General features: G+C 64.1%; 14 protein-coding genes. 2 read left to right on the top strand and 12 right to left on the bottom strand.

Annotated features, from left to right (window positions below; translation table 11 throughout):
• The first annotated feature begins 30 nt into the window (after positions 1-30).
• Together GQA94_RS21170 and GQA94_RS21165 are read left to right on the top strand one after the other, a co-directional pair.
• A complete protein-coding gene (locus tag GQA94_RS21170) occupies positions 31-774 on the top strand; it encodes an SDR family NAD(P)-dependent oxidoreductase (RefSeq protein ID WP_158189862.1) in 744 nt (247 codons plus the stop codon).
• A 295-nt stretch (positions 775-1,069) separates the two neighbouring features.
• Positions 1,070-2,209, top strand: a complete 1,140-nt coding sequence (locus tag GQA94_RS21165) for an HPP family protein (protein ID WP_158189861.1) — start codon at positions 1,070-1,072, stop codon at positions 2,207-2,209.
• A 21-nt stretch (positions 2,210-2,230) separates the two neighbouring features.
• Here GQA94_RS21165 and GQA94_RS21160 read toward each other — a convergent pair whose 3' ends face one another.
• From GQA94_RS21160 to GQA94_RS21105, 12 genes are all read right to left on the bottom strand, one after another.
• Positions 2,231-3,091, bottom strand: a complete 861-nt coding sequence (locus tag GQA94_RS21160; protein WP_158189860.1) for a LysR family transcriptional regulator — start codon at positions 3,089-3,091, stop codon at positions 2,231-2,233.
• Positions 3,092-3,209: 118 nt separating this feature from the next.
• Positions 3,210-4,703: a nitrite reductase gene (locus GQA94_RS21155; RefSeq protein ID WP_158189859.1), complete on the bottom strand. Its 1,494-nt coding sequence runs from the start codon at positions 4,701-4,703 to the stop codon at positions 3,210-3,212.
• Positions 4,694-5,539: a uroporphyrinogen-III C-methyltransferase gene (cobA, locus tag GQA94_RS21150; RefSeq protein ID WP_158189858.1), complete on the bottom strand. Its 846-nt coding sequence runs from the start codon at positions 5,537-5,539 to the stop codon at positions 4,694-4,696. Before cobA ends, GQA94_RS21155 begins: the two co-directional genes overlap by 10 nt.
• A gap of 75 nt (positions 5,540-5,614) precedes the next feature.
• Complete coding sequence (nirJ, locus tag GQA94_RS21145) at positions 5,615-6,796, bottom strand: heme d1 biosynthesis radical SAM protein NirJ (RefSeq protein ID WP_158189857.1); 1,182 nt, start codon at positions 6,794-6,796, stop codon at positions 5,615-5,617.
• Between the two features lie 252 nt (positions 6,797-7,048).
• Positions 7,049-7,552, bottom strand: coding sequence for a nitrite reductase (locus tag GQA94_RS21140; RefSeq protein ID WP_158189856.1), 504 nt, complete (start codon positions 7,550-7,552; stop codon positions 7,049-7,051).
• Entirely contained in the window at positions 7,527-7,970 is a 444-nt protein-coding gene (locus GQA94_RS21135) for an Lrp/AsnC family transcriptional regulator (protein ID WP_158189855.1), read from the bottom strand. The genes GQA94_RS21140 and GQA94_RS21135 overlap by 26 nt, the downstream gene beginning before the upstream one ends.
• The gene (locus GQA94_RS21130; protein ID WP_158189854.1) at positions 7,963-8,478 is read right to left on the bottom strand and encodes an AsnC family protein; all 516 of its coding nucleotides are present in this window, start codon (positions 8,476-8,478) and stop codon (positions 7,963-7,965) included. The genes GQA94_RS21135 and GQA94_RS21130 overlap by 8 nt, the downstream gene beginning before the upstream one ends.
• On the bottom strand, positions 8,475-8,933 hold the full coding sequence (locus tag GQA94_RS21125; RefSeq protein WP_158189853.1) for an Lrp/AsnC family transcriptional regulator: 459 nt from the start codon (positions 8,931-8,933) through the stop codon (positions 8,475-8,477). The genes GQA94_RS21130 and GQA94_RS21125 overlap by 4 nt, the downstream gene beginning before the upstream one ends.
• A gap of 1 nt (position 8,934) precedes the next feature.
• The gene (locus GQA94_RS21120; protein WP_158189852.1) at positions 8,935-10,110 is read right to left on the bottom strand and encodes a cytochrome D1 domain-containing protein; all 1,176 of its coding nucleotides are present in this window, start codon (positions 10,108-10,110) and stop codon (positions 8,935-8,937) included.
• Positions 10,107-10,448, bottom strand: a complete 342-nt coding sequence (locus GQA94_RS21115) for a c-type cytochrome (protein WP_199270079.1) — start codon at positions 10,446-10,448, stop codon at positions 10,107-10,109. Before GQA94_RS21115 ends, GQA94_RS21120 begins: the two co-directional genes overlap by 4 nt.
• Positions 10,449-10,464: 16 nt before the next feature.
• The gene (locus GQA94_RS21110; RefSeq protein WP_158189851.1) at positions 10,465-10,779 is read right to left on the bottom strand and encodes a c-type cytochrome; all 315 of its coding nucleotides are present in this window, start codon (positions 10,777-10,779) and stop codon (positions 10,465-10,467) included.
• A 53-nt stretch (positions 10,780-10,832) separates the two neighbouring features.
• Positions 10,833-12,542, bottom strand: coding sequence for a nitrite reductase (locus GQA94_RS21105; RefSeq protein WP_158189850.1), 1,710 nt, complete (start codon positions 12,540-12,542; stop codon positions 10,833-10,835).
• Positions 12,543-12,617: the final 75 nt, after the last annotated feature.

The raw sequence follows: 12,617 nt of genomic DNA, 5'->3' as shown, positions 1-12,617 counted from the left end.
GCCCGGCGAATGCCGGCATCGGAGAAGATGATGAAGAGTGAATTCAAGGACCGCCTGGCCGTCCTGACCGGGGCCAGCTCCGGTATTGGCCTGGCGCTGTGCACGTCGCTGTTGTGGCAAGGGGCTCGGGTGCTGGCCATGTCACGCAGTCCGGGAGGTCTGCACGCGCTGCTGGACGCCTATCCCGAACGGCTGCACTGGCTGGCCGGCGATGTGACGTCCTCGGACGACCTGCGGCTGCTGAGTCGTCGCGCCGCCGAACTGGGGCCGGTGCATTATCTGGTACCGAACGCCGGTATTGCCGAGCTGGGAGACAGTCTGGACATGGCGTGTTTCGACCGCCAGTGGGCGGTCAATGGCGCCGGTGCGCTGAACACGCTGGGCGCCCTGCGAACCGAGCTGGCCAGACAGGCTTCGGTGGTGTTCGTCGGGACTTTCCTGACGCGCCGTACCTTTCCTGGCCTGGCCGCCTATATTGCCAGCAAGGCTGCGTTGGTGGCGCAGGCGCGGACGCTGGCCGTGGAGTTCGCACCGCTGGGGGTGCGCATCAACGTGGTCTCGCCGGGACCGACCGCGACAGCCATCTGGGGCCACCTCGGGCTGGCCGACGAGCAGCTCGAGCAGGTCGCCGAAGGCGTCAGCCAACGCCTGCTGCCCGGCCATTTTCTCGAGTCGGCCGCGGTGGCCGATGTGATCCTGCATCAATTGTCGCAGGGGGCTCGAGGCGTTTACGGCCAGGATTGGGTCGTCGACAACGGCTATACCCTCCACTGATTCGCGAGGCCAACGATTTGCCGAGCTGCAAGCGGCACTACGAGCGCAGCACACGGAGCGCGAGGGATAGGCGCCACGACCGCCACCTGAACACCGGTTGATAACAAAAATAGTGCAGTTAAAGATCAATACGATTCATTGGCGGCGGGGTGTTGGATGCACCGACAATGTGCGCGTTTCATTCCGATGCGCCTGTTCGGTGCATGGGCCGCTCCCACTCTGCTGAAATGGCCTCGCCTGGATGTATCACCCGGCACTGCCGGGCATCCAATCAGCCCAACCACACGCGAGAAGCATGCACGAACGTCTCATCGACTGGTGCCGATCCTTTGGGCCCGCGCCGTTGTCAGCGCGCCCCGGCGAATGGCTGCGTGCCGCGTTTGGCATCGGGCTGGCGTTGTTGCTGGTATTGCCTGCCGGCGCCTGGCTTTTCGGCGTTTCGATCAGTCTGCCGTTGGCGGCGCCGGCGGCTGCGACCGCCGTGCTGCTGTTCGTCGCCTCGTCGAGCCCCTTCGCCCAGCCGTGGTCGGTGATCGCTGGCAGCCTTTTGGCGACGGCGATCGGTGTTGCGTTCGGTGCCAGCGACCTGCCTGTGGCGACCGCCGCCGGGCTGGCGGGAGCCCTGGCGATCTTCGGTCTGTTTGGCCTGCGTTGTCTGCACCCGCCTGGCGCGGCGCTGGCTTTGGTCGCGGTGGTGGGCAGCCCGGAGCTGCATGCCTATGGTTTCCAACTGCTCTACCCGGTCGCGTTCAATTCGCTGCTGCTGGTTTCGGTGGCGTTGATATACAACAACCTCAGTGGCCATGCCTATCCGAAGCCTCGCGCAGCGAAAGGCAATCCGCACCACACCCTGGATTCCCTGCCCAGCGAGCGGATGAGCTTCAGCGAGGACGATATCGAGCGGGCCCTGGCGGATTTCGGCGAGTACGTGGACGTCACCCGTGACGACCTCGCACAGCTGATCAAGCAGACCGAGAAGCACGCGTTGCGGCGAAGCATGGGCAAGATCACCGCCGCCGATATCATGTCCCGCGATCTCTACTGGGGCACTGCCGAGTGCAGCATACAGCGCGCCTGGCGGACCCTGCGCGAGCATCGGCTGCATGCCTTGCCGGTGCTGCAGCCCGATACTCACGAATTGTTGGGCATCGTGACTCTGGTTGACCTGCTCAAGCATTTCCGCCCGACCTCTGGCCGGATCAACTTCGGTCAACTGAGATTCCTGCGCGGCGTCCAGCTGCGCATGATCATGAGCGCGCCGGTGGTCTCGGTGGCCGAGGACACGCACATGGTCGATCTGGTATTCCTGCTGTCGGACCGCGGTCTGCACTGCTTGCCGGTGGTCGACACACGGCAGCGGCTCTTGGGCATGATCACCCAGACCGATCTGATCGCCGCGCTCTATCGAAACTGGCTCAAGCATTTGCCCGATTGACGGTGGGTCGCTGTGCGGCGCTCAGATTTCGTACGTCCAGCGCGACCAGTCGTAGTCGTCTTCGGCCACCTCGCGCAGCAGTTCGATGGCGCGAAACAGCGCCGGTGACTGTGCCGCGCGCGAGTAGACCAGGTAGATCGGGTAGCTGAACTCCGGCGCCTGCTCGACGCGCTTGAGAACACCTTCGTCCAGGTAGCGCTGCACGACACGCGTGCGGAAGTAACCGCGACCGCCGCACTGCACCAGATACTGCAACGCCAGCGGCCCCAGGCTGAACGATAACGCCGCTCGGATATGGCCAGGCAGTGCAAGGTCATGCTGTTGGCGGAACGCAGGGCCCCAGTCGACGTAGAGGTAAGGTTCCGGATTGCTGGCATGCGCCACCTGGATCAGCTTTTCCTCCAGCAGTTGTTCGACCTGCAGGCCCGGCCAGTATTCGGGCTGATGCACCAGCGCCGCGTCCAGCGCACCGAGGTCGAGCTGCTTTTGCAGTTCGCTCCCGCTGGCCACTTCGTTGCGAAGCGCGTGGTCAGGCATCATCTGGCGCAGGCGCTGGACCCAGGCGAGCATCAGCGGGTTGCACAGGCTCACTTCGGCGCCGAGCGACAACAGTGTGTCGTAGCCACGCGGTAGCGGCAGGTCGCGCCGGGCCGTCTCCCAGGTCTGCACCAGTTGCGTGGCATAGGCGACGAAGCGTTCGCCGTCGCTGGTCAGTCGGGCGCCGGCTCGGTTGCGCACGAACAGCCTGCAACCGAGCTGCGTCTCGAGACTGCGAACTCGGGCGGTCACCGCCGTCTGGGTGATGTGCAACCGCTCGGCAGTGGCGATGAAGCTGCCGCTGCGGATGATCTCAAGAAAGGTACGGGCGAGATCGATGTCCATGCGAGGATGCTCATATCAAAGGGATTGATATGAAAGCAGGTTGACATCAGTAACGGAAGCCGAGAGTCCGTACGGAGGGTAGCGGGGCATTGCCCGCGTGAGCGTCCGGTCGTTTCGACTAGTGCGATGTACCCTCGGCGAACTCGATCTTGTTGCCGACGTTGTACTTGCCCGACGGTTTGTTCATCGGGATGCGCTTGATTTCTTCGAGGCTGCTCGCGTCATAAACGATCAGTGCGCCGTCCGTATCCCAGACGCTCAGCAACAGATAGCGGCCATCGTGAGTGAACTCGACATGCGCCGCGTTCTTGCCCGGCATGGGTCTGAGGGTATGGGCGACCGCCAGGGTCTGCTTGTCGATCAGGTGCACGGCGTCGTTGTTCGGACCGAAAAAGACGTCCGTCCAGGCATAGGCCGAGTTCGCATGGCTGCGCATGAAGAATCCCGGCCCTTCGGTCGGGATTTCCTTGATCAGCGTCCAGCTGTGCAGGTCCAGCACCGAGATCACGCCCCTGGCCACGTTGGGTGTGGCGAAGACCCATTGGCCGTTGCGCTTCCAGTAGATGCCCGAACCGAGGTGCGGCATGCCGGGCAGCGGAATGTCGGTGACGGCCTCGCCACTGTCCAGATCGATCACCTGGCCGCCGTGGGCTTTGCGCGAAGTGGCCAACAGGTAGCGATAGTCCGGGGTGAAGGAAAAATCATCGAGAAAGTCCCTGGCGATGATCCGTCGCGGCTTGAAGTCCGGCTCGCCCGCGTAGGACAGTTCCCAGGCTTCCTGCACATCCTTGAGCGCGACCACGAAACTGCCGCGCGGGGGCGCGGTGTACACGGCACTGACGCGCGAAGGCGTGCCGTCGGCAGCGATGGCCGGGATGTGTTTGACCAGCGACAGGTCATGGGCGTCCAGCAGTACCAGGTTGCCCGGCAGATAGTTGCCCACAAGTACCCAGCGACCGTCGTTGCTCACCGCCAGGTTGCGAGTGTTCAGCCCTGCGCGAACGTGTGCGATCAGGGTCAGGTTGTGCAGGTCGTAGAGGCTGATCCAGCCGTCGCGCGAGGCGAAGTAGACAAAGCGGCCATCGGGGGAGAATTTCGGGCCGCCGTGCAGGGCGAAGTGCGACGGGAAGTTGGCCAGTTCCTCGAAACGGTCGCCGTCCAGTATCCGTACATGGTGGTTGCCGGCCTCGACTACCACGAACAGGTTGAGGGGGTCGGCCCCATGCTGTGGGGTGTCGGGCAGCGACCCGAGATCGGCAAACAGGCGGTGGCTGGCACGGATATCGGCGTCGGTCCAGATCGGCGGAGTTGCGGCTGGTCGATAGAGATAGCGGGCCAGTCCATCGATCTCGGCATCATCCAGGCGGTCGCCGAAGGCGGCCATCTGGCTCGCCGGGCGGCCGTCGCGAATGACCGCACGCGCCTCGTCCGGCTTGATTCGGCTGAGGCTTTCCGGCAGCAACGCAGGCCCGGCGCCACCCAGACGGTTCAAGCCATGGCAGCTTTGACAATGCTGCTCATAGAGCGCGCCAGCCTGCACCGGCGATATCGCTTCGGGCGTGGCCTGGGCCGCGCCGCAGAGCACCAGCAGTGCGAACGGAATCAGTCGCATAGCGCCTCCCTTGCGGCCGGACGGGCATCGATGTGGGCCCGCAGACGGGCCGGAAACTCGATGGTGCGGTCCGCGAAGAGCCCGACCACCTGGCCGATCACGGTCAAGGTCGGTGGCTTCAGCTGCTGTTGTTGGGCCATCGTCGGCAGTTGTTTCAAGGTGCAGCGCACCACTTGCTGGTCCTGCCGCGTACCGTTGCCGATCAGCGCAGCCGGCGTGTCGAACGGCAGACCGGCCGCGATCAGGTTGCGGGAGATTTCGCCGAGACTGGCCAGACCCATATAGAAGACCAGGGTCTGCTTGCCTTCGACCAGGCTCGCCCAGGGCAGCTGCAAGGCGCCGTCTTGCTGTAGATGGCCGGTGATGAACTGGCAGGAATGGGCCAGGTCCCGATGGGTCAGCGCGATGCCGGCGTAGGCACTGCAACCGGCCGCGGCCGTGACGCCCGGAACGACCTGGCCGTCGATGCCATGCCTGAGCAAGTATTCGAGTTCCTCGGCGCCCCGTCCGAAGATGAAAGGATCGCCACCCTTGAGGCGCACCACTCGCAGACGCTGCTTCGCCAGATCCACCAACAGCTGATTGATCCGGGGCTGCGGCAGGCTGTGGTAGCCGCTGGTCTTGCCAACGTAGTGCCGCGCACAGCGCGCGGGCAACAGTTGCAACAGGTCGTCGCTGACCAAACGGTCGTAGACCACCGCGTCGGCCTGTTGCAGCAGGCTCCATGCGCGCAGCGTGAGCAAGCCGGGGTCGCCGGGGCCGGCGCCGACAAGGGCGACTTCGCCGGGACCGAGTGTGGCAACGAGGGGCGCGGGGAAAGGGGTGGGCTGATCCATGCTGACTCCTGAAAACTCATCTGGCTGCGTTTGCGCCGTGGCGTGACCGGGCGTTTATGAGTGCTGTCGTGGTATTCAGATCGCCACGCAGGAAATGCGCTGCGCAGGCGACAGGCCGATCTCTTGGTCGCTGAGGTAGCAGCCGGGGTCTTCGCCCCAGAGGTTGCCCTGCGCCCAGGCGCGGGTGCGGGTATTGCCGTTGCAGATCGGCAGCCAGCGGCATGCGGCGCAGCGGCCGCCAAGGGCGCGTGGGTGTTGCCGCAACCTGACCAGTAACGGATCGGGCTGCTCCAGCCACAGCTGGCGAAACGGCAGCCGTCGGACATTGCCTACGGTGTGTTGCCACCAGTAGGTATCCGGATGGACATCGCCGATGTTGTCGATATTGGCGATGCCGTTTCCCGATGCATTACCACCCCAGGCCCGCAGCATGATTTCCAGGTGCTCGCGATGGCGCGGCAGCCGTGCTTGCGCCCACTGCAGCATGAGCACCGCATCGGCGTCGTTGTTGCCGCTGACGAAATCGGTTTCGCGACCGCTCTGCACATCGTCCCAGGCTCGCTCGAACAGCTGGTACATGGCGTCGCGTGTCATCTGGTGATGCGCGTCGGCCTTGCGGCTGCGCCTGCCGCGACCGCTGTAATTGAGGTGCGAGAGATAGAACTTCTGTACGTCGTGTTCGCGCATCAGTGCCAGCAGCGCGGGCAGCTGCGCATGGTTGGCTTGGGTCAGGGTGGTGCGCAGGCCGACGCGGATGTGCCAGCGGCGGCACAGGTCGATGGCCTGCATCGAGGCGCGGAAGCTGCCCTTGAGCTGGCGCCAGTCGTCGTGCACGGCTTCCAGTCCGTCGATGCTGATGCCGACATAATCGAACTGTGCGGCAGCGATACGCTCGATGTTGTGTGCGTCGATCAGCGTGCCGTTGCTCGACAATGCGACGAAAAAGCCACGCCGACGGGCGTATCCAGCCAGCTCGAAAAGGTCTTCGCGCAGCAACGGCTCACCACCCGACAGGATCAGCACGCGAACGCCGGCGTCGTGTAGATCATCGATGACCTTCAAGGCTTCGACGGTGGTCAACTCATCGCGGAACGCACTGTCAGCGGAGGTTGCGTAGCAGTGTCGGCAGGTCAGGTTGCAGCGCCGCAGCAGATTCCAGATCACCACCGGTGGGCGCGTGCCGCCTGGGCTGCGCGCACCGGGCACCGGCTGTGTCGGTTGCACCAGGGCGCGCAGATAGTGGCTGATTCTCAACATGAGCGTCTCTCCTCGTGGCGACACGGCCTCGTCGGCCCGCATGCGTATCGCGTGCGTCGATGGGCGGAGCATCTCCGAGCGGCACGGGGAAATCCTTGATTGGAAACAATTAAAGGCGCGCCAGGCCTGGTTCGGCTCAAGCGCCTCAGACCGGCCGGATGGGGTTACCGACCGCGTAGTGGACGAAGGCGTCGACCGGGCAGCAGTGCGGCGATGACCGATGGACGGGCCCGCCTCACAGTCGCCCCAGGCTCAGCGGGACACGGCCATGCGCAGGCCGGTTTTTTTCAGAATGCGGCTGCTGACCAGCATGTCCTCGGCGCGACAGGCGTCGCCGAGCAACTGACGGATCGCCGTGCGGTAGGTGTCGATTTCCTCGGCGCTCCGGCCATGCACCATGGCGAACAGGTTGTAGCGCCAGTCGTCCCTGCGAGGCCGTCGATAGCAGTGGCTGACGAAGGGTTGGTTGCCGACCCGCGCGCCAAGACGGGCCATCTCGCTGTCCTCGACATCCCAGACGGTCATGCCGTTGTGGCGATATCCCAGACGATAGTGGTTCGGCACGGCGGCGATGCGACGGATGGCGCCTTCGGCCTGCATTTGCTGAAGCAGCTCGAGCGTCGCGTCCACGCTCAGCCCCAGCCGTTCGGCCAGCCAGGCCCAGGGATCGTCCACCAGCGGCAGGCCGGCTTCGGTGAGGCGGACCAGGCGCCTGGACAGCGCATCTGGATCAAAGCGGGAAGTGCAGTCCGACATGGTAGGTTTCCTCCTTCGGCAGGTCGAGCACCGTCAGACCGGTCTGCGATTCGATACGGGCGAGGCTGTCGGCAATGCCCTGCGGGGTTGCGCAAGCGAGCACGAACCACATGTTCCAGGTATGCGCGCGGCGATAGTTGTGCGCGACTTCGGGCATGTCGGCGAGCTGGGCGGCGACTGCGTCGAAACGTTCTTCAGGAACCGCCAGTGCCGCGAGTGTGAAGGCGCCACCGAGACGTTCGATATCGAACATCGGCCCGAAGCGCGTCAGCGTGCCGTCGTCCAGCATGGCCTGCACCCGCTCGCGCAGGTGTTGCGGGTCGGCGTCGAGTTCTTGCGCGACGGTCTTCCAGGGGTGACGGACCAACGGCAGGCCGTGTTGCAGGCGGTCGATGAGGCGGCGATCGAACTCATCCATGGACAGCCTCACTGTGGGCAGGCGGGGCGTAGCGGCCCCCGCACTGTTTGAACGCGTGGGTGCTGAACAATAGTCGATGGGGGACGGCGCTCAATCCGTGGTCGGCCAGCAGGCGCTCGATCAGGCTGCATACCTGCTCGCGCTCCCGGCCGTGCACCATGCAGAACAGGTTGTAGCGCCAGTCCGGCAGACGACGCGGGCGCTGGTAACAAAGGTTGATACCTGCCGCCTGTCCCAGCCGATGGCCGACCTCGTCGACCTGATCGTCGGCAACGTCCATCACCAGCATGGCGTTTGCGCGGAATCCGAGGGCACGATGTTTGAGAACCAGTCCGACACGGCGGAACAGGCCGTTCTCGTTCCAGCATCGGACCTGCGCGAGCACCGCTTCTTCGCTGGCGCCAAGGCGTTCGGCCAGTTCACGATACGGGCGTGCGGCCAGCGGCAGGCCCGCTTCGAGCAGCCGACGCAACTGCAGAGCCTGCGTCTCGTTGAGGGCGAGGGTCATGGTGCTTCTCCAATGGGAAAGCCAAGGTCGATGCGGTAGGCACACCGCATCGGCAGGTCCAGCGGCCTGAGGCCGGTTTGCGCTTCGATCTCCGCCAGCAGATGGTCCAGGTGCGCGCGATCGGGCCCGGTGAGTACGAACCAGAGGTTATAGGGATGCTCGCGATGGTAGTTGTGGTTCACCTCGGGGTAGCGGCTGATCTGTGTCGCCACGGATTCCAGACGATGCAGCGGCACGGCCAGCGCCACCAACGTGCTGGCGCCGGCGCGGCTGTGTTCGAACACCGGGCCGATGCGCGACAGGCCGCCGATTCGGTCCAGGTGACGAAGCCTGGCGAGAATGTCTTCTTCGCTGCAGTCCAGCGCCTCGGCCATCGCACGGTAGGGCTCGCTGCACAGCGGCATGCCGTGCTGAAAACGGTCGATCAGGCGGCGGCTGAGTGCGTCGATCTGCATATCAAAGCCCCGTCTCGTGCGCGCGGCTGCTGAAGAATATCCCGCTGGGGCTTTCGGCTGGCAGGCGCTTGAGCAGTTGGAGGCTGTACGGGTCCCAGACCTGGATTTCATTCCCGTCGCGCACCGAAAGCCAGAGCTGATCGCCGCGAGCGGTGAACTCCATGTGCAGCACGGCGGGGCCGGGCTTCAGCTCGGCGATGATTTCATGCGTCTCGCTGTCGATCACCTGCACCTTACCGTTGTCGGGGTGAGCGAAGTTGACCCAGACCTGCCGCGCATCCGGGCGCGCCATGACGAACACAGGCTGGCCGGCGACATCGATGGCATCGGTCTGCTTCCAGCTCTGCGAATCCATCACCAACACCCGGTGCTGGCCCACGGCCGGGACGAAGGTCTGGTTGCCCGCGACGGCCCAGCCTTCGAGATGCGGCATCTTGTATACAGGCAGCTTCTGCTGACCCCTGCCATAGCCGTCGAGAATGCGCTCGACCCCGCGCCGCGTGTGCCAGAGGTCTATCTTGGCCATGCCATCCTCGCCGAACAGGCCGGCTACGTAATAGCGGCCATCGGGCGTCAGCAGCGCGTCGTAGGGTTGCTTGCCGATATTTTCGAAGCGGGTGACCTTGGGCGTACGGCTTGCGCTGAAGTCCAGCAGCCAGGTTTCGTTGGTGTCGAACAGGCTGTAGATGAACCGCTGCCCCGGTGCGTCGATGACGCCCACGACGCGCGAGTTGCGGCTGCCGTCGGGCAGCGCGGTGGCGGGAATATCGGCGACTGGCTCGAGCGTGCGAGCATCGAAGACCTTGACCCCGCCCGGCTCGTAGTTGCCAACGGCGATCAGGCTGCCGTCCTGGCTGATCGCGCCGCCGATGCTGTTGCCGGCCTGGATCACGCGCCGATCGATGCGCTGTTCGAGCAGGTCGATCTTGCTCAGCCCGCCGTCGCGACCGAACACGTAGGCGTAACGCTGATCGCGGGAGAACACCACCGAGGCATGAGACAGATCGCCTAGCCCATCGACACGCCCCAGGCGCGTCATTGTGCTGCTCTCGATGATCTGCAGACTGCCGCTGGTGCGCTCGACCACCACGCCCAGATCACCCGTGCCGCGCAGTGGTTGCTGCGCGCAGGCAGCGAGAATGCTGGCTGCGGCGAGTATCAGCAGAGGACGAATCATGGTTTTGGATATCCTTCCAGGAGTAGATCGACGAGCCAGGCGACGTCCTGTTCGTCGAGCAGGGCATTCCAGCCAGGCATGGCGGTGCCGGGCCTGCCGTGGGTCACGGTGGCAATCAGGTTGTCACGGGGTTTGTTGGCGAGGGCGTCCTGTGTCAGCGCGGGGCCGAGGCCGCCGGTCATGCGCAGGCCGTGGCAGGAGCCGCAATCCTGCGCCAGCAGATGTTCGAGTTGAGCCTGGCGTTCGGCTGTAGGGACGTCGGCCAGGGCTGAGAAACCGGGGAGGAGGGACACCAGGGCGAGCCCCAAACCGAATACTGCCTGTCGGGACTGGATCACGATGTCCTCCTGGTTGTTATTTCTGGCTCAGAACCCACTCGGCGAGGATCTTGGCTTCTTCCTCGGTGACCGGGTTTGGTGGCATCGGGATCGGCCCCCAGACGCCCTGGCTGCCGTTCTTGATATGGCCGGCCAGCAGCTCGGCGGCGCCGTCCTGATCGGCGTACTTGGCGGCGACTTCCTTGAATGCCGGGCCAACCAGCTTGGCGTCGATGCTATGGCAGGCCGCGCAGGGCTTGCTCTTGAACAGCGTTTCACCATCCTGTGCCACGGCGGGCTGCAGGACCATCGCGCCGCCAAGGGCGAGCAGAGGGATCAGAACTTTCTTCATGAGTTACTTCCTCAAGGCTAAGTGGAGGAGTCTGCGCTCCCCCGATAGGGCACTCAGTACACGTCGTGCTGAGTGTTGTAGACGTTAAATTTACCGGTTGGGGTAATCAATCTTTTGTCTTTGATCACCTTTTTCAGCTTTAGCGTTTTGTCATCGACCACGACGATCGCGGACGCTTCATCCTGACCGTTCCACACCGAAAACCACACCTCGTCCCCGGCCTGGTTGTACTCCGGCTGCACGACGCGTTTGGCGCCACCGTCCAGGCCGGACCACTCACCGATCGGCAGTACCTTGTAGCCGCCGGCCAGGTTTTGTATATCGAACACGGCCACCGACTGGCTGATCGCTGCGTCCGGATGGAAGGTGGTGTCCAGGTACAGATGCCTGGATTTCGGGTGGGTCTTGATGAACAGCGAGCCACCTCCTTGCCCTTTCAGGGTCTCGACCACTTTCCAGGCGCTATCGGGATGTTTGTCCGGATCGGTGCCGATCAGCGAGATGGTTTCGTCGCCCAGGTGGCTGGTTGCCCACACCGGGCCGTAGGTCGGATGGATGAAGTTGGCGCCACGGCCCGGATGGGGCGTCTTGCCGACGTCCACCAGCGCGGCCATCCTGCGTTGTTTGGAGTCGATTACCGCCACTTTGTTCGAGTTGTTCGCCGCCGTCATGAAGTAGCGATGGCTGACGTCCCAGCCACCGTCATGGAGAAAAGGCGCCGTGCCGATGACGGTGGTGGTCAGGTTCTCGATGTCTTCATAGTTGACCAGCATGACCTTGCCGGTTTCCTTGACGTTGACGATGAACTCGGGGTGTTCGTGGGAGGCGATGATCGCCGCCACGCGCGGCTCGGGATGGTATTGCTGGGTATCGACGGTCATGCCCCGGGTGGAGACGATCTGCAGCGGCTCGAGCGTCTCGCCGTCCATGATGGTGAACTGCGGCGGCCAGTAATCGCCGGCGATGACGTACTTGTCCTCGTAGCCTTTGAACTTCGAGGTTTCCACCGACCGGGCTTCGATGCCGACTTTGATTTCAGCGACTTTGGTCGGCTCCTTGCCCCAGAGATCGATCATATCGATCTTGGCGTCGCGACCGATCACCAGCAGGTAGCGACCCGAGGCGGACATGCGCGATATGTGCACCGCATAACCGGTGTCGATGGTCTTGACGATTTTCTTGGTGGTGCCGTCGATCAACGCGATCTTGCCGTCGTCACGCAGGGTGACGGAGAACAGGTTCGGCAAGTCCAGCGCGTTCATCTGCTTGCTGGGACGATCCTGTGGCGGGACCAGCACCTTCCAGGAATCCTTCATCTCGGCCATCCCCCATTCAGGCGGTGTCGGCGGGGTGTGCTGGATGAACTTGGCCATCAGGGTGATCTGCTCCGGCGTCAGCGCATTGGAGGTGCCCCAGTTGGGCATGCCGGCGGGCGAACCGTAGGTGATCAGTGCCTCGAGGTAGGCCTGCCCGCGTTCCTGGGTGATATCGGAGGTCAACGGCTTACCGGTTGCGCCTTTGCGCAGGACGCCGTGGCAGCCGGCGCAACGCTGGAAGTAGATCTCCTTGGCGTGCTCGAACTCTGCGGCGCTCAGGTCCGGTGCGCCAGGGGTATGGACGACCTGGGCGCTCGCCGGGTCGATCGCGGAGGCCTGGCCCTTGTACGCGGCATCGGCGTTTTCCGGGTTCACGGCCGCCTGGGCAACGGCCAGGCCGAGCAGCGAAAAGCCGGCGATGAAGCCCGCCAATAGTGGTTTGCTCATACTCTTTTCTCCTCTGACCGCTTCGTGCGGTTCCTGCTGATGACGGCGATGTGGCAGTTCCCGGGTCTTGCTGTA

Origin of the sequence: Stutzerimonas stutzeri (genome assembly GCF_009789555.1) — a bacterium.
GTDB lineage: Bacteria > Pseudomonadota > Gammaproteobacteria > Pseudomonadales > Pseudomonadaceae > Stutzerimonas > Stutzerimonas stutzeri_R.
This window is presented reverse-complemented; position numbering and strand designations above follow the sequence as displayed.